The organism is Arthrobacter sp. Ld5, from assembly GCF_051172775.1.
Taxonomy (GTDB): Bacteria; Actinomycetota; Actinomycetes; order Actinomycetales; family Micrococcaceae; genus Arthrobacter_D.
This window is the reverse complement of sequence record NZ_JBPKBO010000016.1, coordinates 209,613-232,952: the sequence shown is the minus strand read 5'-3', so window position 1 is coordinate 232,952 and position 23,340 is coordinate 209,613. Positions and strand designations below refer to the sequence as shown.

Annotated in this window: 20 protein-coding genes and 2 tRNA genes; 7 read left to right on the top strand and 15 right to left on the bottom strand. The window is 70.3% G+C overall.

The features are described 5' to 3' along the window. Window positions 1–363: 363 nt before the first annotated feature. On the top strand, window positions 364–1,413 hold the full coding sequence (locus ACSGDB_RS07775; RefSeq protein WP_434993968.1) for a YeiH family protein: 1,050 nt from the start codon (window positions 364–366) through the stop codon (window positions 1,411–1,413). A 13-nt stretch (window positions 1,414–1,426) separates the two neighbouring features. On the opposite strand, the gene ACSGDB_RS07770 is transcribed toward ACSGDB_RS07775, so the two are convergent. The 6 genes from ACSGDB_RS07770 to leuC form a co-directional block, all read right to left on the bottom strand. After that, on the bottom strand, window positions 1,427–2,578 hold the full coding sequence (locus tag ACSGDB_RS07770) for a D-alanine--D-alanine ligase family protein (protein ID WP_434993985.1): 1,152 nt from the start codon (window positions 2,576–2,578) through the stop codon (window positions 1,427–1,429). Between the two features lie 5 nt (window positions 2,579–2,583). Beyond that, window positions 2,584–3,627 carry an NAD(P)H-dependent glycerol-3-phosphate dehydrogenase gene (locus ACSGDB_RS07765; RefSeq protein ID WP_434993967.1) on the bottom strand — a complete coding sequence of 348 codons (1,044 nt, stop codon included), beginning with the start codon at window positions 3,625–3,627 and terminating at the stop codon, window positions 2,584–2,586. Continuing rightward, on the bottom strand, window positions 3,624–4,409 hold the full coding sequence (locus tag ACSGDB_RS07760) for a lysophospholipid acyltransferase family protein (RefSeq protein ID WP_434993966.1): 786 nt from the start codon (window positions 4,407–4,409) through the stop codon (window positions 3,624–3,626). The genes ACSGDB_RS07765 and ACSGDB_RS07760 overlap by 4 nt, the downstream gene beginning before the upstream one ends. A gap of 12 nt (window positions 4,410–4,421) precedes the next feature. After that, on the bottom strand, window positions 4,422–5,771 hold the full coding sequence (murA, locus tag ACSGDB_RS07755; RefSeq protein WP_434993965.1) for a UDP-N-acetylglucosamine 1-carboxyvinyltransferase: 1,350 nt from the start codon (window positions 5,769–5,771) through the stop codon (window positions 4,422–4,424). A gap of 219 nt (window positions 5,772–5,990) precedes the next feature. After that, the gene (gene leuD / locus ACSGDB_RS07750) at window positions 5,991–6,590 is read right to left on the bottom strand and encodes a 3-isopropylmalate dehydratase small subunit (protein WP_434993964.1); all 600 of its coding nucleotides are present in this window, start codon (window positions 6,588–6,590) and stop codon (window positions 5,991–5,993) included. Between the two features lie 9 nt (window positions 6,591–6,599). Then, on the bottom strand, window positions 6,600–8,084 hold the full coding sequence (gene leuC / locus ACSGDB_RS07745; RefSeq protein WP_434993963.1) for a 3-isopropylmalate dehydratase large subunit: 1,485 nt from the start codon (window positions 8,082–8,084) through the stop codon (window positions 6,600–6,602). A gap of 146 nt (window positions 8,085–8,230) precedes the next feature. On the opposite strand from leuC, the gene ACSGDB_RS07740 reads away from it, so the two are divergent. The 3 genes from ACSGDB_RS07740 to ACSGDB_RS07730 are packed head-to-tail and all read left to right on the top strand — an operon-like array spanning window position 8,231 to window position 10,194. Then, a complete protein-coding gene (locus tag ACSGDB_RS07740) occupies window positions 8,231–8,950 on the top strand; it encodes an IclR family transcriptional regulator (protein WP_043445906.1) in 720 nt (239 codons plus the stop codon). A 1-nt stretch (window position 8,951) separates the two neighbouring features. Next, a complete protein-coding gene (locus tag ACSGDB_RS07735) occupies window positions 8,952–9,500 on the top strand; it encodes a DUF1697 domain-containing protein (RefSeq protein ID WP_434993962.1) in 549 nt (182 codons plus the stop codon). Between the two features lie 46 nt (window positions 9,501–9,546). Beyond that, on the top strand, window positions 9,547–10,194 hold the full coding sequence (locus ACSGDB_RS07730) for an MBL fold metallo-hydrolase (RefSeq protein WP_434993961.1): 648 nt from the start codon (window positions 9,547–9,549) through the stop codon (window positions 10,192–10,194). A 100-nt stretch (window positions 10,195–10,294) separates the two neighbouring features. On the opposite strand, the gene ACSGDB_RS07725 is transcribed toward ACSGDB_RS07730, so the two are convergent. Further along, window positions 10,295–10,690 carry a PLDc N-terminal domain-containing protein gene (locus ACSGDB_RS07725; RefSeq protein WP_434993960.1) on the bottom strand — a complete coding sequence of 132 codons (396 nt, stop codon included), beginning with the start codon at window positions 10,688–10,690 and terminating at the stop codon, window positions 10,295–10,297. 174 nt (window positions 10,691–10,864) lie between these two features. Here ACSGDB_RS07725 and ACSGDB_RS07720 point away from each other — a divergent pair, with 174 nt between their 5' ends. Next, window positions 10,865–11,425 (top strand): ion channel, encoded by a 561-nt coding sequence (locus tag ACSGDB_RS07720; RefSeq protein ID WP_434993959.1) that lies wholly within the window; start codon window positions 10,865–10,867, stop codon window positions 11,423–11,425. A gap of 25 nt (window positions 11,426–11,450) precedes the next feature. Here the strand turns inward: ACSGDB_RS07720 and ACSGDB_RS07715 are convergent, their stop codons facing one another. The 7 genes from ACSGDB_RS07715 to ACSGDB_RS07685 form a co-directional block, all read right to left on the bottom strand. Further along, window positions 11,451–13,319: a GTPase gene (locus tag ACSGDB_RS07715; protein WP_434993958.1), complete on the bottom strand. Its 1,869-nt coding sequence runs from the start codon at window positions 13,317–13,319 to the stop codon at window positions 11,451–11,453. Beyond that, window positions 13,316–15,115, bottom strand: a complete 1,800-nt coding sequence (locus tag ACSGDB_RS07710; RefSeq protein WP_434993957.1) for a dynamin family protein — start codon at window positions 15,113–15,115, stop codon at window positions 13,316–13,318. Before ACSGDB_RS07710 ends, ACSGDB_RS07715 begins: the two co-directional genes overlap by 4 nt. A 119-nt stretch (window positions 15,116–15,234) precedes the next feature. Continuing rightward, a tRNA-Glu gene (locus ACSGDB_RS07705) sits at window positions 15,235–15,307 on the bottom strand. 67 nt (window positions 15,308–15,374) lie between these two features. Next, window positions 15,375–15,446 (bottom strand) — tRNA-Gln (locus ACSGDB_RS07700). 69 nt (window positions 15,447–15,515) lie between these two features. Beyond that, the gene (locus tag ACSGDB_RS07695) at window positions 15,516–16,316 is read right to left on the bottom strand and encodes an HAD family hydrolase (RefSeq protein ID WP_434993956.1); all 801 of its coding nucleotides are present in this window, start codon (window positions 16,314–16,316) and stop codon (window positions 15,516–15,518) included. Beyond that, window positions 16,316–17,824 (bottom strand): glutamate--tRNA ligase, encoded by a 1,509-nt coding sequence (gltX, locus tag ACSGDB_RS07690; RefSeq protein WP_434993955.1) that lies wholly within the window; start codon window positions 17,822–17,824, stop codon window positions 16,316–16,318. Before gltX ends, ACSGDB_RS07695 begins: the two co-directional genes overlap by 1 nt. 74 nt (window positions 17,825–17,898) lie before the next feature. After that, window positions 17,899–18,672: a fumarylacetoacetate hydrolase family protein gene (locus ACSGDB_RS07685; protein WP_434993954.1), complete on the bottom strand. Its 774-nt coding sequence runs from the start codon at window positions 18,670–18,672 to the stop codon at window positions 17,899–17,901. 527 nt (window positions 18,673–19,199) lie between these two features. Between ACSGDB_RS07685 and ACSGDB_RS07680 the strand changes: the two genes are divergently transcribed. Together ACSGDB_RS07680 and ACSGDB_RS07675 are read left to right on the top strand one after the other, a co-directional pair. Further along, a complete protein-coding gene (locus tag ACSGDB_RS07680; RefSeq protein ID WP_434993953.1) occupies window positions 19,200–20,231 on the top strand; it encodes a hypothetical protein in 1,032 nt (343 codons plus the stop codon). Between the two features lie 271 nt (window positions 20,232–20,502). After that, a complete protein-coding gene (locus tag ACSGDB_RS07675) occupies window positions 20,503–22,080 on the top strand; it encodes a putative bifunctional diguanylate cyclase/phosphodiesterase (RefSeq protein WP_434993952.1) in 1,578 nt (525 codons plus the stop codon). Between the two features lie 93 nt (window positions 22,081–22,173). Here ACSGDB_RS07675 and ACSGDB_RS07670 read toward each other — a convergent pair whose 3' ends face one another. Continuing rightward, on the bottom strand, window positions 22,174–23,280 hold the full coding sequence (locus ACSGDB_RS07670; protein WP_434993950.1) for a branched-chain amino acid aminotransferase: 1,107 nt from the start codon (window positions 23,278–23,280) through the stop codon (window positions 22,174–22,176). Window positions 23,281–23,340: the final 60 nt, after the last annotated feature.

Here is a 23,340-nt window from a genome sequence, read left to right as displayed (position 1 = left end):
CCCCACGGGTCTGGGCGCCCGCCGCGGCGGTCCGGAACGAGGTCGACCGGTTACGACGGCCGGGTGTGGGTCCTGTGCGGCGTCGTGCGCGCGATTGACCGGCGGCACAGCGTGTCGTGCTGCGACACGCCGTCGTTCCACCTCGATCCCGGCGAAACACGTGCACGACGCCGCAGCGGCCTACCGCCCGCCGCTGTGCCCGACCACTGCGAGCAGCTGTCCCCTCGGCCGCCCGGAACCGGTGCCGGCAGCCGCGGCGAATCTGCCGTTCGTGGGGATGCTCAACAGGGCGTCCGCGGTCCGGCCGCTCGCCCCGTGGAACAATTGCCGGGAGCCCCCTGCCCGGAACCCGAAAGCACACCCATGCCGTCACCGCACGCCCGCTCCGTCCTCCCGGCACGGACCCGGTCCCTGGCGCCCGGACTGGCCGTGGCAGCCGCCGCCGTCGCCGTCGCCGTCTGGCTGGGAACACTGCAATCGGTTCTCGGGCCCCTGGTGATCGCGCTGGTGCTCGGCGTCCTGCTCGCCAACTCCTCCCTCTACACCCCCGCGCTCCAGCCCGGCGTCACTGCCGGCACCAAGAAACTCCTGCGGGCCGGGGTCGTCCTGCTGGGTCTCCAGCTGGCGCTGCCCGACATCGTGGCGCTGGGCCTGCCGGTCCTCGGCCTGATCGTCGCGTGCGTGGCGCTGAGCTACGTCCTCACCCTGCACCTCGGCCTGCGGCTCGGGCTCAGCCGCGCCGGCGCCACGCTCATGGCCGCCGGGTTCTCGATCTGCGGGGCATCCGCCATCGCGGGCCTCCAGAGCGTCGTGAAGGCGGACGACGACGAGACCGCCGGCGCCGTCGCGATGGTCACGCTCTACGGATCCCTCATGATCATCGTGCTGCCCGTGCTCGGCGGCCTGCTCGGGCTGGACGACGAGCGGTTCGGGATGTGGGCCGGCCTGGCCGTCCACGAGGTGGCGCAGGTCGTGGCCGTGGCCGGCACCGCCGGAGTCACCGCACTCGCCGTCGCGACGGTGGTCAAGCTCGGCCGGGTGCTGATGCTCGCCCCGGTCGCCGCCCTGGCGTCGCTCGGCGAACGACGGCGGGCGGCAGCACTCGTCGGAGCGGACCGGCCCGACGACGGCCCGTCCGGTGCTTCGACGAGCCGTCCGCCCGTGGTGCCGCTCTTCGTCCTCGGGTTCCTGGTCATGGTCGCCGTCCGCTCGCTCGGGATCCTGTCGGAACCGGTGCTGGAGGCGGGCCGGACCGTGACCACGGTCCTGCTGGCGGCGGGGATGTTCGGCCTCGGTGCGGGCATCGACGTCCGCCGCCTGCTGCGCACCGGAGGTCGCTTCGCCGCCGTCGGTGCGGGTTCGACCGTCCTCCTCGCGGGAGGCTCCCTCCTCGGCGTGCTCCTGGTGGCCTGAGCTCAGGCGAACGTCAGCGCAGGCCCGTGCCCCGCTCGAGGGCCAGCCCGATCAGCTCGTCGATGAGTTCGGTGTACCCGAGCCCGGACTTCGCCCACATCTGCGGGTACATGCTGATCGGGGTGAAGCCGGGCATCGTGTTGATCTCGTTGATCACCAGGCGCCCGTCCGGCGTGTAGAAGAAGTCCACGCGGGAGAGCCCCTCCCCGCCGATCGCGTCGAACGCGTCGGCGGCCAGGAGCCGGACGCGGTCGATGACCTCGGCCGGGAGGTCCGCGGGGCACGTCAGCTCGGCGGCGGCGCCGTCCACATACTTCGCCTCGAAGTCGTACCAGGCGTGGTCGCCGGGCTGCATCGCGATCTCCCCGGGCAGCGACGTGCGCGGGGCGTCGAGCCCGCGCCCCTGCAGCACTGCCACCTCGATCTCGCGCCCGACGATGCCGGCCTCGATGACGACCTTGGGGTCGAACACGCGTGCCGCCTCGATCGCGGCCCGGAGCCCGTCGACGTCGTCCACCCGGGTGATCCCCATGGACGAGCCCGCCCGCGCCGGCTTCACGAACAGCGGGAATCCGAGCGCCACGGCGCGCCGCACGCAGGCCTCGGGGTCGGTGCGCCACTGGCGGTCGGTGACGACGTCGTACGGGCCGACGTCGAGCCCGGCGGCCTCGAACACCACCTTCATGTAGTGCTTGTCCATGCCGACGGCGGAGGCCAGCACGCCCGCGCCGACGTAGCGCATGTCCGCCAGCTCGAGCATGCCCTGCAGGGTGCCGTCCTCGCCGAACGGACCGTGCAGCAGGGGCAGGACGACGTCGACGCCGCCGAGGCTCTGGGGCACGGAGCCGGGTGCGGCGATGAGCAACTCCTGGCCGGCTCCGCCGTCGACCGCGGAGCCCATGACGACGGCGTGCTCGGTCGCGGTGACCTCGGGCAGCACATCGGAGCGCAGGGACCACGCGGACGGGTCCGCGGAGACGAGGGACCACTGCCCGGAGCGGGTGATGCCCACGGGTACGACGTCGTAGCGGGTGCGGTCGATCGCCTCGAGGACGCCTGCGGCGGTCACGCAGCTGACGGCGTGCTCGCTCGAACGTCCGCCGAAGAGGACGAGGACGCGGGGTTTGCCGGAACCTGCCGGGGTGCCGGTGGGTGCGGTGCTCACGGTGGTCACGGGGTGGGATCGCCTTCCGGCTTGAGGTTGCGGGCCAGCAGGCGCGGCCCGAGGTCGCTGACGGACAGGCGCCCCTGGAGGACGGCCACCACTCCCTCGGTGATGGGCATGTCCACCCCGTGCTGGTGGGCGGCGTCCAGGACGGCCTGCGCGGACTTGATGCCTTCGGCGGTCTGGTTCATCCTCGCCGTCACCTCGTCGAGGCTCAGCCCCTGCCCCAGCAGGTGCCCTGCGGTGTGGTTGCGGGACAGCGACGACGAGCACGTGGCGATGAGATCCCCCATCCCGGCGAGGCCCGCCATCGTCTCCTGGTGTCCCCCGAGGGCGACGGCGAGGCGGGTGGTCTCGGCGAGGCCGCGCGTGATGACGGAGGCCTTGGTGTTGTCGCCCATGCGGCGGCCCTCGCACATGCCGACGGCGAGCGCGATCACGTTCTTCACGATGCCGCCGATCTCCACGCCGATCACGTCGGTGGAGGTGTAGGGGCGGAAGTAGGAGGCCGTGCAGGCCGCGGCGATCCAGGCGGCGGTGTCGTGGTCGGAACAGGCGACGACGGACGCCGTCGGCTCCTCCCGGGCGATCTCCAGGGCGAGGTTGGGGCCGGACAGCACGGCGATGCGCTCCGACGGCACGGCGAGTTCCTCGGCGATGACCTCGCTCATGCGGGCGTCGGTGCCGACCTCCAGGCCCTTCATGAGGGACACGACGACGGCGTGGGGCGCGATGAGGTGGCGCCAGGCCGGGAGCTGGGCGCGCAGCGACTGGGCGGGGACGGCGAGGATCACGAGGTCGCTGCCGGCGAGGACCGCTCCGACGTCGGCCGACGCGGCGACGTTCGCCGGGAGCCTGGTCTCCCCGAGGTAGCGCGAGTTGCGGCGCTCGGTGGTGATCTCGGCGGCGACCTCGGGCCGGCGGGACCACAGCATGACCGGGGTCTCCGGGGATGCATCGGCGAGGACCTTCGCGAAGGTCGTCCCCCAGCTCCCGGAGCCGAGGACGGCGATCTTCGCGGGCCGCGCTCCGCGCTCGTCGGCGCTCATGGCGTCCCTCCGGGGACCGGTCCGACGTCGTCCCCGTCGGTGCGCCCCTCGAAGTCGCGGCCGGTGAGCTTCTGGTGCTTCTTCGTCGGATCCCAGCGCTCGGCGGGCGGCGTCTCGCCCCGCAGCTCCGCCAGCAGCACGGTGATGGCATCGACGATGCGTTCGGTCGCGCCGTCGAGCGTCGTCTTGGTCAGCGGAGCGTCCCGGAACTCGGCGAGGTCCACCGGGTCACCCACGAGCACGCGGACCCGCTTCCGGGGGAAGAGGTGGAAGCGCTTCGCGTAGCGCGGGAAGACCTCCTGCGCCCCCCAGTGCGCGATGGGCACCACGGGCGCGCCGGTCTGGAGGGCCAGCCGGGCGGCACCGGTGCGGCCCTTCATGGGCCACATGTCCGGATCCCTCGTCAGCGTGCCCTCCGGGTAGATGATGATCCCGCCGCCGTCGTCGAGTGCGTCGCGGGCCGCCTCGAGGGAGCGGTTGGCGCCCGCCGAGGTGCGCTCGACCGGCACCTGCTTGATGGTCCTCAGGATGGACCCGATCACCGGCACGTCGAACAGCGTCGCCTTCGCGAGGAAGCGCGGCATGACGCCCTGGTTGTAGAGGAAGTGCGCCACCACCACCGGGTCGATCTCGGTGACGTGGTTCGGGCACACGATCATGCCCGTGCCGCGCGGCAGCTTCTCCTGACCGTGCCACTCCTTGGCCATCAGGCCGTTCATGACCGGCCTCACCCAGGAGGCGAGGAACAGGAACATGGCTCGTGAGCCCCGTGACTCCCCCATGCTGCCGGGCGCCTAGGCGAGTGCCACGGCGACAGCCGGGGCGTCCTCCGTGACATCGAAGTCCGCGCCGAGGCCCTCGAGCTTGTCCTGGAAGCGCTCGTAGCCGCGGTTGATGAGCTCGATGCCGGTGACACGGGAGACGCCGTCGGCGGCGAACGCTGCGATGAGGTGACTGAACCCTCCTCGCAGGTCGGGGATGTCGATCTCGGCGCCGTGCAGCTGCATGGGACCGGAGATGACCGCCGAGTGCAGGAAGTTGCGCTGCCCGAACCGGCACGGGACGCTGCCGAGGCATTCGCGGTGCACCTGGATGCTCGCGCCCATCCGCAGGAGGGCCTCGGTGAAGCCGAAGCGGTTCTCGTACACCGTCTCGTGGACGATCGAGACTCCGGTGGCCTGCGTGAGGGCGACGACGAGGGGCTGCTGCCAGTCCGTCATGAAGCCGGGGTGCACATCGGTCTCGAGCACGAGCGGCTTCAGGGGACCGCCCGGGTGGTAGAAGCGGATGCCGTCGTCGTCGACGTCGAAGGCACCGCCGACCTTGCGGTACGTGTTGAGGAAGGCCGTGAGGTCGAGCTGCCGCGCGCCCTCCACGTAGATGTCGCCCTTCGTCACGAGCGCGGCGGAGGCCCAGGATGCCGTCTCGTTGCGGTCGGAGATGGCCTTGTGGTTGTACCCGGTCAGTTCCTTCACGCCCTCGATGCGGATGACGCGGTCGGTCTGCACCGTGATGATCGCGCCCATCTTCTGCAGGACGGCGATGAGGTCCATGATCTCGGGCTCGACGGCGGCACCGGAGAGCTCGGTGATGCCCTCCGCGCGGACCGCGGTCAGGAGTACCTGCTCCGTGGCCCCGACGCTGGGGTACGGCAGCGTGAGCTTGGCACCGTGCAGGCCCTTGGGCGCGGAGATGGAGATGCCGCCCGGGCGCTTGTCGACGACGGCGCCGAAGTTGCGGAGGACCTCCATGTGGTAGTCGATCGGCCGGTCACCGATCTTGCACCCACCGAGGTCGGGGATGAAGGCCTCGCCGATGCTGTGCATCAGGGGCCCGCAGAAGAGGATGGGGATGCGCGAGTCGCCGGCGTGCGCGTCGATGTCCTTGGACATCGCCATCTTGGCGTCGCTCGGGTCCATCGTGAGGTCGCCGGTGGTGGGATCCTTGGTGACCCTGACGCCGTGCAGCTGCAGCAGGCTGGTGACGACGTCGACGTCCTTGATCTCGGGGACGTTGCGGAGCACCGATGGTGAGTTGCCCAGGAGCGATGCCACCATCGCCTTCGGCACCAGATTCTTCGCCCCACGGACGAGGACTTTGCCGTTGAGCGGAATGCCGCCTCGGATGGTCAGAACGCTACCCATGAATACCTGTTTTCCTCATACGTCGAATCCCCGCGAACCCGGAAATACCCCTCCAAGCATAGGAGTACCGCCGGGCAGACAAAAAACAAGGGTACGGGGTGCACTCCCTGCTCCCCAACAGGAACCTCCCGGGCTGCGTCCTCATTCCGTCCGGTTCCCGGCGCGCCTGTGAGTTGCGCGACACCCGGGCAACCCGGGCGCCCGCGGTCTCACCCGGTGTCAGGTGCGGATGGGAAGGGTGGTCGGCTTGTGGGCGGGGCGGCGTGCCTCGAACGCCGTGATGTGCTCCTCCTGGCGGAGCGTGAGGCCGATGTCGTCGAGCCCCTCGAGCAGGCGCCAGCGCGTGTAGTCGTCGAGCTGGAAGGGCGCAGTCACGGACCCGCACTGCACGGTGCGGGCCTGGAGGTCCACCGTGACGGTGGCACCCGGCTCGTTCTCCAGGACCTTCCAGATGAGTTCGATGTCGTCCTGGGCGACCTGCGCGGCGACGAGCCCCTGCTTGCCGGAGTTGCCGCGGAAGATGTCGGCGAACCGCGAGGACAGGACGGCCTTGAAACCGTAGTCCTTCAGCGCCCACACGGCGTGTTCCCGCGAGGAGCCGGTACCGAAATCGGGACCGGCCACCAGGACCGAGCCCCGGGAGTAGGGCTCACGGTTGAGGATGAAGTCCTCGTCCTTGCGCCAGCCGGCGAAGAGCGCGTCCTCGAACCCCGTGCGCGTGATGCGCTTGAGGTAGACGGCGGGGATGATCTGGTCCGTGTCGATGTTGCTCTGGCGCAGCGGCACGCCGATGCCGGTGTGCGTGGTGATCTTCTCCATGGCGGGCTCCTAGGCTGCGGTGATGGTGGTGGGGGCGGCGTGGGCGCCCGTGCCGCGCGCCTCCGTACCGGCGGGGCGCGGGGGCAGGTCCGACGGCGAGCTGAGCGTGCCGCGCACGGCCGTCGCGGCCGCGACGACCGGCGAGACGAGGTGGGTCCGGCCGCCCTTGCCCTGGCGACCCTCGAAGTTCCGGTTCGACGTCGACGCGCAGCGCTCCCCCGGCGCCAGCTGGTCCGGGTTCATGCCGAGACACATGGAACACCCGGCGAACCGCCACTCCGCCCCGAAATCCGTGAAGACGCGATCCAGGCCCTCCGCCTCGGCCTGCAGGCGCACGCGTGCCGAGCCGGGGACCACCATCATCCGCACCGCCGGGTCCTTCTCGCGGCCCCGGATGATGTCGGCGGCGATCCGCAGGTCCTCGATGCGGCTGTTGGTGCAGGAGCCGAGGAACACGGTGTCCACCCGGATGTCCTTCATGGGTGTGCCGGGCAGCAGGGCCATGTAGTCCAGCGCACGGCTGCACGCGGCCTTGTCGTTCTCGTCGGCGAAGTCGTCGGGCGACGGCACGGCCTGCGAGAGCGAGACGCCCTGCCCCGGGTTCGTGCCCCACGTGACGAAGGGCTCCAGCTCGTTCGCGTCGAGGAAGACCTCCGCGTCGAAGGCGGCGTCGTCGTCGGTGCGCAGCTCGCGCCACTCCGCGACCGCGGCATCCCAGTCCGCGCCCTCGGGCGCGTGCGGGCGGCCCTTGAGGTAGGCGAACGTCGTCTCGTCGGGGGCGACCATCCCGGCCCGCGCGCCCGCCTCGATCGACATGTTGCAGATGGTCATGCGTGCTTCCATCGACAGCGCCCGGATGGCCGACCCGCGGTACTCGAGCACGTAGCCCTGCCCGCCGCCGGTCCCGATCTTGGCGATGACGGCGAGGATGATGTCCTTCGAGGTGACGCCCGGCTTCAGCGTCCCCTCGACCGTGATGCCCATGGTCCTGAAGGGCTTGAGCGACAAGGTCTGGGTGGCCATCACGTGCTCCACCTCGGAAGTGCCGATGCCCATGGCGAGGGCGCCGAAGGCGCCGTGCGTGGAGGTGTGCGAATCGCCGCAGACCACGGTCAGTCCGGGCTGGGTGAGGCCGAGCTGGGGTCCGACGACGTGCACGATGCCCTGTTCGGCGTCGCCGAGCGAGTGGAGCCGCACCCCGAACTCCCTGCAGTTCGCGCGCAGGGTCTCGATCTGGGTCCGGCTGGTGAGATCGGCGATGGGCTTGTCGATGTCCAGCGTGGGCGTGTTGTGATCCTCGGTGGCGATGGTCAGGTCGGGCCGGCGCAGCGGCCGCCCGGCGAGGCGTAGACCCTCGAAGGCCTGCGGCGAGGTGACCTCGTGGATGAGGTGGAGGTCGATGTACAGGAGGTCCGGCTGGGCCTCCGCACCGACGACGTCGCCCTTGCGCACCACGTGGGCGTCCCAGACCTTCTCTGCCAGCGTCTTGCCCATGACCATCGTCCTTTTCCGCTCCGGCGTCCGGACCCCGGTGGGGAACAGCGGCCGGAACTCCTCGTGTCCTCAACTCAACCAGCGCCCGCCGACGAGTGCCACCCCGACGGCTTGCGTCTCAGATTATGAGACGGCAGTATCATCTTATGGACAATTCTAGCGGCGTCGGCGTCATCGACAAGGCCGCCCTCGTGCTCGACGCCCTCGAGGCCGGGCCCACCACCCTCGCCCAGCTCGTCGCCTCGACCGGCCTGGCCCGGCCGACGGTCCACCGGCTCGCCCTCGCCCTGGCCCACCACCGGCTCGTGGGCAGGGACATGCAGGGGCGGTTCGTCCTCGGCAGCCGGCTCGTGGAGCTGGCCTCGGCCGCTGGCGAGGACCGCCTGATCGCCTCGGCGGGGCCGGTGCTCCTCGGCCTGCGGGACGCGACGGGTGAGAGCGCCCAGCTGTTCCGGAGGCAGGGCGAATGGCGCGTCTGCGTCGCGTCCGCCGAACGTCCCGTGGGTCTGCGTGACACGATCCCGGTCGGGACGCAGCTGTCCATGAAGGCCGGATCGGCCGCACAGTGCCTCCTGGCCTGGGAGGACCACGACCGCCTGCTCAAGGGCCTGCAGGACGCACGCTTCACGCCGACCGTGCTGGCCGGTGTGCGGCGCCGCGGGTGGGCGCAGAGCCTCGGCGAACGGGAGAACGGCGTCGCCTCCGTGTCGGCGCCGGTCCGCGGTCCGTCCGGCCGCGTGATCGCCGCCGTGTCCATCTCCGGGCCGATGGAGCGCCTCACCCGCCAGCCCGGCCGCATCCATGCCGAGGTCGTCTCGGATGCCGCGCGCCAACTCACCCTTGCCGTGGCGAAGGCCGCGGACTGACATGGGCGGAGAGGTTCCCGGGCCCGGGCATCGGTATGCGATCTTCCTGCGGGGCGTGAACGTGGGCGGGGTCACCATCCGCATGGCCGACCTCCGGGACCTGCTCGCCGGCCTGCCGGTGCAGGAGGTCGCCACGGTCCTCGCGAGCGGCAACGCCACCTGCTCGTCCACGCTCGAAGCCGCGCAGCTCAGGGACCGGGTGGAAGAGGCACTGCGCGCACGCTTCGGCTATCAGGCGCGTGTGATCGTCGTCGAGCACTCCGAGCTCGCCGGCATCGCGGCATCGGTGCCCGGTCAGGACAGCCCCGCCACGCACTCGTACGTCACGCTGTTCACGGGACCGGCGGACCGTGCGGCGTTCGTGGACGAGGCCCGCAGCCTCGGAGAGGATCCGGTGATCCTCGCCGGGGCCGCGATCGCCTGGTTCCCGCCGAAGGGCAGATCCACCGAGGTGCCCCTCGCGAAGCTGCTCGCCCGGACACGGCACGCCTCGAACTCGACGACGCGGAACATCAACACCGTGGAGAAGGTGCTGCGTCTCCTGGGGTGAGGCTTGGTAGGGTTCCAGCACGCGACGATCCAGCCGAAGGACACCCATGCGACTCATCGCGCAGGACTGCCACCAGCTCGAGCGGCAGAAGGGCTCCCACGGCTTCGTGGTGGTCGGGTCGGGGCGTGCCGCCGTGATCGACCCGGGCCTGACATCCGGGTCCGACGGCGTTCTCGCCGAACTGCGGGCCGGCGAGGCGACGACGGGTCCCATCACCGACATCGTCCTCACCCACTACGACCCCGACCACGCCCAGGCGGCGCGGCGCCTCCAGGACGCACTGGGCGCGAGCGTCTGGATCGGTTCCGCCGACGCCGGGGTGCTGCGCGGCAGCATCCGGCCGAGGACCGTGCTGCGGCGGGCGCTGCGCCGGATCATCCGCGTCGAGCTCCCTGACCACGTCCGCGAACTCACCGGGTCCGGCGAGATCTTCCCGGGGCTCGGGTACTTCCCCACTCCGGGGCACACCCCGGGACACTACGCCTACCAGTGGCGCGGGGTCCTGTTCACCGGCGATGCCGCCAGGGTGTCGGCGGGCGGGGGTATCCGGGACTTCTACGCGCCCCTCGACGACGACCGTCCCGTCGCCGCGCGGACCGTGCGGCGTCTGGCCGAGCACATCCGGGACGGCTCCGTGGACTGGGTCTGCTCCGGTCACAGCCCGATCGCCCGGGTCACCCTGTCGACATCCTGACCATGGCCCTCCCCGGCGTGCTGCCGGGGAGGGCCATGGTCTCCGGACACGGATGATCCCGTCCCCGGGATCTGCCCGGAGGACGGGATCACCGATGCGGTCAGCTCGCGGACGCCAGGGCGCGATCCTTCAGCTGGACGAACTCGGGCTCCGTGATGGCGCCGGCCTCGAGCAACTCCCTCGCCTTCGCGATCTCCTCGGCCGAGGACGGGGTGGCCACGCTGCGAACGTAGTTGTCCATCGACTCCTGGGCTGCCTGCCGACTGGCCAGTTCACGCTCGGCCATGCCGCGCCCACGCGCCAGCAGGTAGGCCACGGCGGTGATCAGGGGGATGAAGATCAGGCCCAGCGCCCACAGCGTCTTCCACCATCCGGAGAGCTCGCGATCACGGAAGAGATCCACGATGATCTGGAACAACACGATCAGATAGGCGAAGAACACCATGATCGCGAAGGACGCCCATATGATGTTCCAAATGTTTTCCCAGAACTCCATCTGTCCACTCCTGTCGGAATTCGAAAAGGGCCGCGGTAACAGGTGGACCGGTGCGGCTCGGGTATTCCCAGTGTGGTGATCCACCACCCCGGGGCAAAGGGCCGAAGGTCCTTCGGGCGCTCTCACCCGCGGGGGACGGCACCGTCAGGGCGAGCGGCTGGCTACCATGAATACATGGGTGGGAATAGCATCGGGCAGCGCAGCCCAGCGTTCGTCAGGGATCTGGACAAGCGGGTCCGGCGCCGTGCCGTGCTGCTGATGCTCATACGGCTTATCGTTTTCTGCACAATTCTCCTCGGCACCTATTTCCTCATTCCCGTCGAGGGATTCGACGAGGAGAATCCACTCGCCGCGTGGGTCCGCCTGGTCGCCGTGGTGCTGGTCTTCCTCGCTGCCATGGCCCTCCAGCTGCAGTTGATCATGGCCGCGCGGATCCCCCAGATCAGGGCGGGCGAGGCCGTCGTCGAACTGATCCTCGTCCTGTTGTGCCTGTTCGCGCTGCTCTACGTCTCCATGTCCGTGACCGACGCGACGGCCTTCAGCGAACCGCTCAGCCGGGTCGACGCGATGTACTTCACGACCTCCACCTTCGCGACCGTGGGGTTCGGGGACATCACGGCGCGGAGCGACCTCGCCCGGGGGCTCCTCACGGTCCAGATGCTGGCCGATCTCGGCGCCCTGCTCCTCATCGGCAAGGTCGCCTTCTTCGCGGCCTCGAAGCGGCTGTCCCAATAGCGGGGACGGCGGCTCGTGTGCTGCGTCAGCCGCGCTGTGAGGCCGCCCCCACCGCCGCACTGAAGGCGTTGCTGCGCTCCACCTCGTCCAGCACGGGCCGCAGGACGACGTCGTCCGCCGCACGCGAGCACGCGGCCAGCAGCTTCCGCCGCACCCTCGCCGCGCGCCTCCCAGCACCCCAGCGCGCCAGGAGCCCCGCAAGGACCCCCAGCAGGAGCCCGGCCGCCAGGCCGCCGAGAATCAGCAGGGTGGGCAGCGGGAAGCCCTCCACCCGGGGCACCTCCGGTGCGGGCAGCTGCAGGAACGCGAGAGCAGCCAGGAGGCCGAGCCACACGAGCCCTGAGGCGAGGGCCGCGAAGGCGATCCACTGCAGGACGCCGAAGACGCCCCACGCCTTGCTCCGGCCGGTCTCGAGGTCGGTGCCGGTGACCGCCGCATCGAGGGCATCCGTCAGCTCGGGGGCGGTCGTGCGGGCAGCGTCGCGGACCGAGGTGTGCCACGGCTCGCGGAGCCCCGTCGCGGCCTCGTCTCCGAAGGCGCGCAGGGCCTGGCCCACGCGCGCCTGCTGCGCCGGGTCACCGGCGGGGAGCGAGGACCGGCGGAGCTCGGGGACGAGGTCCTGGCGGCGCAGGTTGAGCCGGCGCAGCGGGTCCGGGCGGAGCCCGGACAGCCAGCGGGTGACCGGCCAGCCCGCGGTCGCGTGGACGTCCCTCCGGTAGGCGCTGCGGACGGCGTCGACCACCACGGGCACACCGGCGGCCCTGCCCAGTTCGGCGGACAGGGCCTCCCGCGCGGCGTCGGACGGTCCCGCGGTGCGCTGTGCCGCGAACGGGAGCAGATCGCCGACCGCCCGCTCGGCGTCGGCCGCGACCCTGCGCATCGCCGCGGCCCGGGTCTCGGTGAGGTCCCTGATGGTGGCGGCGAGTCCGCCTACTCCCTCGCCGGTCCGGGCGGACACCGGGACGACGTCGACCCCCGGCAGCCCCTCGCCGGCGAGGATGCCGGCGAGGGAGGACGTCACGGCCTCGAGGTCCTGGGGGTCCAGCCGGTCCGCCTGGTTGAGGGCCACGAGGATCACCGCCTCGTGGGTCGCGAGGCCGCGCAGGAAACCGTGGTGGAGCGCCGCATCGGCGTACTTCTGGGGGTCGACCACCCAGAGCAGCACGTCGACCTGCCCTGCGAGGCGCTCGACGGTCTCGCGGTGCGCCAGCGCGGTGGAGTCGAAGTCGGGCAGGTCCAGGAGGATGAGCCCCGCGGTGGACGTCGCTGCGGGCGGACCCGAGGGGCCGGGCTCTGCCCCGGTCGACGGCGTCGAGGGGCGCTGCCGCCGGCGGAAGAACCCGCGGCGGGACGCGCGGTCGCCGGAGCCGGCCACAGCCTCCGTGGCGGAGCCGGAGTGCGGCTCCCGCCGGCCGGGGGCGGGACGATCCTCGGGCACTGCGACGGCGCTCCCTCCCCCGGGTGCCACGGCCTCGAGCACGCGCGGTCCCCGGACCGGACCTCCCGCGACGAGCGGGGCGCCCTCGGGCAGGGCGACGCGCTGCCTGATCTCCAGCCAGTCGAGCAGCTCGTCGCTTCCGCTGCTGCCCCAGACGAGGGCCAGCGGTTCCGACGTCGTGGGCCGCCGGACCGCGACGCGGGCCGCCCCGGTGCCGCTCAGCGCGTTGACGAGCGAGGACTTGCCGCTGCCGGTGGGCCCGAAGATGCCCACCACCGTGTGGTCCGCCGAGAGCGAGCGGCGCCGGCCGGCGCGCTCGAGCATCCGGCGCAGCCGCTCGAGCTCCTCCTGCGGGAGCCGGTCCGCACCGAGCTCGTACGCATCCTGCAGGTGCGCGAGCACCTCGGACAGCGGGGCGGACGCCCCCGGCTCCGTGTCCGGCCCGGGACGGCTCACGCGTCATCCCCCGCCGGCTCGGCCGGCAGCGCCGTGCGGAGCCGGGTCGCCAGGACAGTGAGCGCCTCGGCGGAGGTCTGCAGGGCCAGGGGGTGCAGGCATCGGCCATAGGCGTCGCGTTCGCGGCGGAGCAGCGCCTCGACGCGCTGGTACAGGTTCCGGCGCGCCGTGGCGGCCAGCCGGCGGACGGCGTCGTCACCGAAGACGGCCTCCAGGAGTTTCTGGCCGGCGACCGCGGACGCGCCGGCGATGCCGATCTCTCCACCCGTGAGCCCGCCCGTCGAGGCGAACACCACCACCATCAGGGCCACGGCGACGCCGTTGACGCCGAAGGAGAGCATGCGGGCCGTGAAGCGTCTGTCCGCCCCCTCGGCCTGCACGAGCAGCAGGATGTCCTGCTGCCACTCGCGGATCTCGCGGGCCACGTCGGCGGAGACGTGGGCGGCGTCCCAGATCGGGACGTCTTCGAGCAGGACGCGGCCCGCCGGGTCGGCGCGCCAGCGGCGGCGTGCCGTCTCGTCCGCGCGCGCCGCCTGCTCGACGATCACCGTCTGCAGCCCGCTGCCGATCGCCTCGGCGACGGTCGCCGCCGGCGCAGGGCGTCCCGTGAAGAATGCACTCACGCGGTCGCGGGCCCGGCCGATCCTCGTCTCGAGGCCACGCATGAACTCACCGGTGCCGACGAAGTCCTGCCACCGGGCGAGGACCTCGCCGCGCAGCAGCTTGCCGTCCTCCGTGGCCGCGAGGACGTCCGCCAGCGCATCCGCGTAGGCGCCCTCCACGGCTGCCCGCAGGGCGTCGGCGACGGACTGCTCCTGGTCGGCGGCGTCGGCGATGGCGTCGATGCGAGCCGCCAGGGCGCGCAGCGCACCGCTCACCGTCCGGCGCGCGATGTCCCGCCGCCCGTCGGCGTCGGCCGCCAGCGCCTGCAACCACCGCATGATCGGCTCGACGGCATCCGCGGGCAGCATCCGGGACGGCCCGAGGTCCATCTCCGGGACCACGAAGATGGGAGCGTGGCCGAGGTTCTCGGCCGACAGCAGCGTCAGGAGGTCGCTCCTGATCTCCTCCTCCACCCCGGCCGGAACGCGGTCCAGCACGACGGCGACGAGGACGTCCCGCCGGCCCGCCTCCGCCAGCAGCCGCCACGGGACGGCGTCCGCGTAGCGGTTGGCCGTGGTCACGAAGATCCAGAGGTCCGCGGCCGCGAGCAGCTGGCCGGCGAGCCTGCGGTTCTCGTCCGCGATGGAGTCCACGTCGGGGGCGTCGAGGAGCGCCAGGCCCGAAGGCAGGCTCGACGTCGGGCGCAGGAGCAGGGTGTCCAGGCCCGCGGCTTGGTGGAGTGGGGCGGGCGCCCCGGCCGTCGACGGGCCGTCGGCCCCGGTGGTGCCGGACGTCGCGTCGTCGGCCGCCAGGCGGACGCGGCTGAGCGTGGGCAGGACCCGCGCGTCGTCGAACCAGGCGCCGTCGTCGGGGTGGTGGAGCAGGAGCGGCTGGCGGGTGGTGGGTCGCACTGCACCGGTGACGGAGACGGGACGCCCCACGAGGGCATTGACGAGGGTGGACTTGCCGGCGCCCGTGGAGCCGCCGACGACGGCGACGAGCGGGGCGTCCAGGCTGGCCAGCCGCGGGAGGATGTAGTCATTGAGCTGCGCGCGGGCGGCCGCCGCGGATTCCCGTGCCTCGGCCGATCCGGGAAGCTCCAGCGGGAAGGCGAGACTGTCCAGCGCCTCACGGACCTCGCGCAGCAGCGGGGAGAGCCCGCGGGCTTCACCGACCAAGGATGGTGCACTCATGAAACCATCATGCCAGTCCGCCGCACTCGCACCCGGAAGACCTCGTCCTCTTCCGGAAACAGGAAATCCCGGACATCGTGGTGATGTCCGGGACTTCCCGGTGTCCTTGCGGACTGTTGTGACCCCAGCGGGATTCGAACCCGCGTTACCGCCGTGAGAGGGCAGCGTACTAGGCCGCTATACGATGGGGCCAGTACTTTCCATCTTACTATGTGTTGCCGTGTGCTTTTGCCATCCTGCCCCGAGGGGCCGAAGTGCGCTGGGGTACCAGGACTCGAACCTAGAATGTTGGTACCAGAAACCAGTGTGTTGCCAATTACACCATACCCCAATGGCGCTTTTCGAAGCCCCGATGGTGCCGGGCCCCGGTCGCGTAACCGCTCCGCGCCGAGAAATAACTCTACCGGACGGAAGGCAGGTACTGCAAAACGGGCAGCAGCCCCGCGATGCGGGGCACCGCGGGCGCGGGTCCGGCGCCGGCGTCGGGGCCCGCACCCCCGCCCGTTCCCGCGCGGTCCAGCCACACGCCGACCAGTCCGGCCGACCGCGCGCCGACGGCGTCGATCAGCCGGTTGTCGCCGACGTAGAGCGTCCGTCCGGGCGCCGTCCCGAGCAGCCGGGCTCCCTCGTGGTAGATCGCGGGTTCCGGTTTGGCCACGCCGACGGTGTCGATGCCGACGAGCGTCGCGACACGCTGCAGGCCGGCGTGGTCGAGCTTCGCGCGCTGGTAGTCGTGCACGTTGTTGCTGACCGCTCCGTACGGGACGCCCCGCGCGTCCAGTTCGTCCAGGAGCGGCTCGACGTCGTCGTACGCCCGGAAGTGCAGGGGCAGTGTCTGCTCGTAGGCGCGCACCCAGGCCTCGGCCATGTGCCCCACGAACGGCTCCGGGGTGAAGGCGGCGCGCGCGTGCCGGACGCGGTGCACCCGCTGCTCCTCGAAGGTGACGTCCCCGGCCAGGAACCGGTCGTAGTGGCGCTGCGGGTCCGTCGTGAACAGCGCCTTGTACCGCGCCCAGTCGTCGTCGCTGAGATGGTCGAGGGACGGGTCGGGGATGGCCCGCAGGGTGTGCCCCATGGCCCCTTCGAGGTCCACGAGGGTGTCGTCGATGTCGAACAGCACGCCGTCGACCACGCCCTCCGTCGCCTCCGGCAGGCCCTCCCCCGCTGCTGCGGGCCCCGCCACGCCCGGACCCGTCGCCATCACGCAGCCGTTGCGCGCAGCGCCCGGACGCGCGCGAGGGAGGACTCCCGCCCGAGGATCACCATGGACTCGAACAGCGGCGGGGAGATCCTGCGGCCGGAGACGGCCGTCCGCACCGGGCCGAAGGCGAGCCGGGGCTTCAGGCACAGGGTGTCGACCAGCGCGGTACGCAGCGCGGCCTGCAGCGACTCGGCATCCCAGGTCGGGCAGCCGTCGAGGGCCGCCAGGGTGGCGTCGAGCACCTCGCCGAGGTTCTCCGGCAGCCCCTTGCGTGCGTCGTCGGCGATGTCCACGGCGTCGTCGGCCTTGAACAGGAACCCCAGCATCTCGGGGGCCTCGCCGAGCAGCGTGATGCGCTCCTGGATGAGCGGGGCCGCCTCGGCGACGATGCGCAGGTCCTCCTCGCTGGGGTCGGCGCCGATGAGGCCGGCCGCGGCGAGGTACGGCAGGAGCCGGGAGCGGAACTCGGCCGGGTCCAGCAGCCGCACGTGGGTGCCGTTGATGGCCTCGGCCTTCTTGAGGTCGAACCTGGCCGGGTTGGCGAGTACGTCGCGTACGTCGAATGTCCGGACGAGTTCCTCCACCGAGAAGATGTCCTGGTCCGCCGACAGGCTCCAGCCCAGCAGCGAGAGGTAGTTGAGGAGGCCTTCGCGGATGAAGCCGCGCTCGCGGTGCAGGAACAGGTTGGACTCGGGATCCCGCTTGGACAGCTTCTTGTTGCCCGCGCCCATGACGTAGGGCAGGTGTCCGAACAGCGGCATGTACTGGGCCACCCCGATGTCGATCAGCGCCCGGTAGAGGGCCACCTGACGTGGCGTGGAGGACAGCAGGTCCTCGCCGCGCAGGACGTGCGTGATGCCCATCAGGGCGTCGTCGACGGGATTCACGAGCGTGTACAGGGGCGCGCCGTTGGCGCGGACGACGGCGAAGTCGGGGACGCTGCCGGCGCGGAACGTGATCTCCCCGCGCACGAGGTCGGTGAAGGTGATGTCCTCGTCGGGCATCCGCAGGCGCAGGACTGCGGGGCGTCCGGCCGAGCGGAAGGCGTCCTTCTGTTCCTCGGTGAGGGTGCGGTCGTGGTTGTCGTAGCCGAGCTTCACGTCGCGTCCGGCGGCGCGGTGGCGTTCCTCCACCTCCTCCGGCGTCGAGAACGACTCGTAGAGATGGCCCGCCTGCACGAGGCGCTCGATGACGTCCCGGTAGAGCTCGCCGCGCTCCGACTGGCGGTACGGGGCGTGCGGCCCGCCCACCTCGACGCCCTCGTCCCAGTCGATGCCCAGCCAGGTCATCGCCTCGAGGAGCTGCTGGTAGCTCTCCTCGCTGTCACGGGCGGCGTCGGTGTCCTCGATGCGGAAGATGAGCTTGCCACCGGTGTGGCGGGCGTACGCCCAGTTGAAGAGCGCGGTCCGGATCAGCCCGACGTGGGGCGTTCCCGTCGGCGACGGGCAGAATCGGACCCGGACGGGCGTGGCATCGGAGACGGTGGGGAACTCTGCGGCTGTAGTCATGGTGGTCCCAGTCTAGGTGGGACCACCGGCGGTGGCCGAGCGCCGTCGGACCCCGGGCCCGACGGCGCCGGACGTCAGCGGCGCGCCGGGTTGGACAGGCGGCCGATGCCCTCGATGTCGACGTCGTACCGCTGGCCGTCGGTGATCATGCCCACCCCGGCCGGTGTGCCCGTGAGGATGATGTCCCCCGGCAGCAGGGTGAAGGCCTGCGAGACGTAGGCCACGAGTTCGCGGACGCCCCAGATCATGTCGCTCGTGGAGCCGTCCTGGCGGAGGTCGCCGTCGAGGCTCCCCCGGATGGTGAGGTTCTCCGGATCGAGGTCCGTCTCGATCCAGGGGCCGATGGGGCAGGAGGTGTCGAAACCCTTGGCGCGCGCCCACTGGTCATCGGTCTTCTGGACGTCGCGTGCCGTCAGGTCGTTCGCGCAGGTGTAGCCGAAGACGACGTCGTCCACGCGCTCGAGCGGGACGTCCTTGCAGATGCGGCCGATCACGACGGCGAGCTCCGCCTCGTAGGAGATCTGGTCCGAGAAGGACGGCAGCATGATCGGGTCACCGGGACCGATCACCGACGTGTTGGGCTTGAGGAACATGAGCGGCGCGGCCGGCGTCTCGCTCCCCATCTCCTGGATGTGGTCGGCGTAGTTCCGGCCGACGCCGACCACCTTGCTGCGGGGAATGACGGGCGCCAGGAGGCGGACGTCCTCCAGGGCGTGGCGTGCGCCGGTCAGCTGGATGCCGGCGTAGAAGGGGTCACCCTGGATGACGGCGATTTCCTCGCTGCTCTCCGGCCCTTCCACGACACCGAACATGGGGTCATCATTTATGACAAAGCGTGCAATTCGCATGCTGCCAAGCCTAGCGCGGGCCTCGGCACGCGGTGTCAGGGCTGACGGCGGCGCACGGACCGGTTAACGGGGTACCGCGGGCACCCTCTCCTTGGAGAGGATACCCGCGGTATCAGTTGAACCCCACCGGCAGATCGATGACCCTAACGGAATCCGTGCAACTGCCGATTGGTGACTAGCCGGGCCAGTTGTTGATTCGATCAACAGAGGAGACAGGAGCAACAACGCCCGTCTTGGCCGGAGCAGCGTTCGCCGCTGCCGCACTCCCCGTAATCAGGAGCGTTGCGAGGAGGAAAGCGGAAGTAATGCGCTTCATGGTGTGGGTCCTTTAGCTGGTAGTCGACAGTATTGCGGAGTCCGACTCTACATACCACGAGCGGTCCGGAAATCATCGTAAGCCACACCAGCCACTTTAGTAACACCCCCAGCAAGTTCTTTGGAAAAACTTCGGAAGCTCCCGCACTGTCGGGTTCAAAGACGAATAATGGATTGAAAAGCTCTACGGGCGTGGAAGGCACAGGGTGAGCATGACCTATAGCGACACAGTAGGACAGAGACTGCTACTTGAGCTGAGATCTCGCGAGGCGTGGAACCAACGGGATTACCTCAATGCTCAGAGGCTGGCGGAGGAACTCGCGGCAGCGGCACTCCAGGAACAGGACGAACTCGGCTGGTGGAACGCCACTTTTATAGTGTCCGAATGCCTTCGAAAGCGAGGCCTAGTCAGGGAATCTCGGGAGGTAGCCGAAGATTTAGCCGACCATCCTCTAACTGCCCAGTCAAACGCACTCAGCGCGCGGGTGTCCACGCTCGTCTCACTGGCTCTACAGGGAAGCGGCGACTTGGCTCAAGCAGTCGAGGCTGGAAAACGGGCTGTCCGAGCTGCGTGTGGGCACCCCGACGACCTCAATGTGGAAGTAGATGCCCGGCACGCCTTAATCGCAGCGCTTGCTGACAGTGATCAACTTGAGTTCGCCTGGCATGAATGCCTAGTACTGGTGGACTTGTTGAAGTCACAGCCAGACCTCAAGTACGCGGGACAGTCCTACTGGGCCATCGGCAACGTGGCCTTCCTGATGCAACATGTGGATCAGGGCGTTGCATACCACCAGCTTGCGGCCCAGTCTCTCTCTCCCAGTAATGACCTTGACCTCTGGGCTAGATTCAATCGAGCGTCCGCTTCCCTGCGCCTGACGGCTGGAGTCGTCGAACCCGAAACCCTTGAATGCATCGAGCGGGCGGAACTCGCCAGCTCCATCGTCGGTGGGACCGAGCGCGACCGGCTGGAACTCCGCCTGACACGGGGACAGTGGCTTGTGCTCACAGGACAGTTCGACGCCGCAATCGCCCCACTGACCGAGATCATCGGGAAGAAAGACCTGCTTGCCACTCACATGGCGGCACAGGCCCACTTCCTCCTTGGCCAGGCCCTTTCCGAGCGTGCGGGCGCCACGGGAGCGGTCTCCAACTTCGAAGCCAGCGAGGACCTGTTCCTTCAGTCGGGCGCCGAGGACAGGGCGTCCACTGCACGGGCCCTGATCGAGGCGATCAAGGGCTGAACGGGGAACCACCTCCTCGACTCACCGTCAAGCGGAATTCCGATCCTGATGCATATGCATGATCTTCGCTCGCTGTCCCGTATGCTGGTGAACAGACCCCGGCCGGGTTGGGCGTTTTCCCCCATTACTCCCACCCCGGCCGGGGTTCATTCGTTCCCGGGCCATGCGCGTTGACTCCCGGCTGGCGCGACCCGGAGAGAACACGCTCAACGCGCCGTCAGAATCGCCGCCTCACCGGCTCAGCCACCCTGTGGAATGTACGCTGGGACCGATGAGCGCTGACCACAAGGACCCCCGCCTCGCGATGCTCGTCGAGAGCATCGTCCGACTGTCGCGCGGAGAACTGAGCAGCCGGATCGAACCCTCGTGCGCCCGGGACGAGGTGGACGCCGTGATCACCGGCGTGAACCTGCTGGCCGAAGAACTCGAGCAGGTCTACGAGCAGTTCGAGAAGCGCGTCGAGAGCCGGACGGCGATGCTGCGCCAGGCACACCTCGACATGATGAAGATGGCGATGTCCGATGCCCTGACCGGCCTCGCCAACCGCGTGGCCCTCATGGACGGCGTCGAGGAAGCGCTCAGCCAGGCGGCCGCCACCGACGCCGGACCACCGGCCCTCCTGCTCCTCGACCTCGACAGCTTCAAGAACGTCAACGACCGTTTCGGGCACGACGCCGGCGACCGCGTCCTCCGGGAGGTTGCCACCCGCCTGCTCGGCGTGGTCCGCGAGAGCGACCTCGTGGCACGGCTGGGCGGCGACGAGTTCGCCATCCTGCTCCCGGGCGCCACCATGGAGATCGCCATGCAGGTCGCCCGCCGTGCGCTCGACGCCCTCGGGGAGCCGATCCGCCTCGACTCCCTGTACGTGCACTCGCGCGCGAGCATCGGCGTGCGGCTCGGCGCCCCCGGCCAGACGGCGGACGACCTCCTCCTGGACGCCGACACCGCCATGTACGCGGCCAAGCGCGAGGGCCGCAGCATCATCAAGGTCTTCGAACCCGTGATGCTGTACTCGCGCCAGCTCCGCAGCCAGATGGCCACCGAGCTCCGGGACGCCATCAGTTCCAACCAGCTCGTGCTCCACTACCAGCCCGTCGTCGAGCTCGCGACCAACCGGATCCTCGGGGTGGAGGTCCTGGTGCGGTGGCAGCATCCCCTCCGCGGACTGATCCCACCGGACACGTTCATCCCGCTCGCCGAGGAGATCGGCGTCATCCATGACCTGGACCGCTGGGTGATGTCGTCATCGCTGCGGCAACTCGCCGCCTGGCGGAAGGACCTCCCGCTCGACGACGACTTCCAGCTGCGGGTGAACCTCTCCGCCGTGGAACTCAAGCAACTCGACCTCGTCGACCACATCCGGGGTCTGCTCCGCGAGCTGGAGGTCCCGGCCCACAGCCTCGTGGTGGAGATCACCGAGACGGCCATCGTCACGCGCGGCGAGGTGGAGATGTACTCGCTGCTGAGCCTGCAGCAGCTCGGCGTCGGGATCGAGATCGACGACTTCGGGACGGGCTACTCCTCCATCAGCTACCTGCGGGAACTGCCGGTCAGCATGGTCAAGGTGGACAGATCGCTCCTCGTCGAGCTCAACACGAGGACGGGCCAGCTCGAGTTCGTCGCGGCCATCCTGCAGCTGATCCGAGCCGCCGGCCTGGAAGCGGTCTTCGAAGGGATCGAGACCCAGGAGCAGGCCGAGCAGCTGAGATCCATGGGCTGCGCCAGCGGTCAGGGTTACTACTTCAGCCGCCCGATGCCGGCCGACGAGGCATCGACCCTTCTCGCCTCCACGCGGTACCTGCGGGTGGCCGAAGGCATCGACGATGCGGAGACGGCGCGGTCGTACTGACTCCCCCGCGCTGCGGGACCAGGACCGACGACGGCGTCCGCCCCGCCCCCCTCCGAGGGGGGCGGGACGGACGCCGTCGTCGTCTGCCGGGGATCAGACCAGGCGCGTGAGCCAGCCGTGCGTGTCCTCGACGACGCCGGTCTGGATGCCGAGCAGCTCGCTGCGGATGGACATGGTCACCTCGCCGGCGGGGGTGCCCTCGGCGCCGATGAACTCGTCGCCGTCGCGCAGCCGTCCGATGGGCGTGATGACCGCCGCCGTGCCGCAGGCGAACACCTCGGTGATGTCGCCGCTCGCGACGCCGTCGCGCCACTCGTCCAGCGTGATCTTGCGCTCGGTCACGTCCAGCCCGCGGTCCCGGCCGAGCTGGATGATGGAGGACCGCGTGACGCCCTCGAGGATGGTGCCGGAGAGTGCGGGAGTGACGATGGAGCCGTCGCGGAACACGAAGAACACGTTCATGCCGCCGAGCTCCTCGACCGCGTTGTCGTTGAACTGGTCGAGGAAGAGCACCTGCTTGCACCCGTGCGCCTCGGCTTCGAGCTGGGCGGCGAGCGAGGACGCGTAGTTGCCGCCCGCCTTGGCTGCACCGGTGCCGCCGCGCCCGGCCCGCGCGTAGTTGCGGGACACCCAGATGTCCACCGGCTTCACTTCGCCGCCGAAGTAGTTCCCGGCGGGCGAGGCGATCACGCGGTAGGACACCTCGCGGGCAGGCCGGACGCCGAGGAACGCCTCCGTGGCGATCATGAACGGCCGCAGGTAGAGGCTCTCGCCGTCCCCGGACGGGATCCACGCCTGGTCGACGGCGACGAGCCGGCGCAGGGACTCGAGGAACAGTTCCTCCGGCAGCTGGGGCAGCGCGAGGCGGACCGCGGAGCGGTTCAGGCGCGCCGCATTGGCGTCGGCACGGAACGTCCACACGGAGCCGTCGGCGTGGCGGTAGGCCTTCATGCCCTCGAAGATCTCCTGGCCGTAGTGCAGGACGGCGGCCGCGGGGTCGAGGGCGATCGGCCCGTAGGGCTCCACGCGAGCGTCGTGCCAGCCGCCGACGCCCGACTCGTCGACGCTGAAGTCGACGATCGCGGTGTGGTCGGTGAAATGGTTGCCGAAGCCCGGGTTCGCCAGCACCGCCTCCCGCTCCTCGTCCGACGCCCGCTGCGTCGACAGATGCTGGGCGAACTGGGTATCGGTGGCTGTCATGGTTCCTCCGCGCTGGAACGGACTGCACGCACGGCTCGGCCGCCGTCGTCCGTCGGTGGT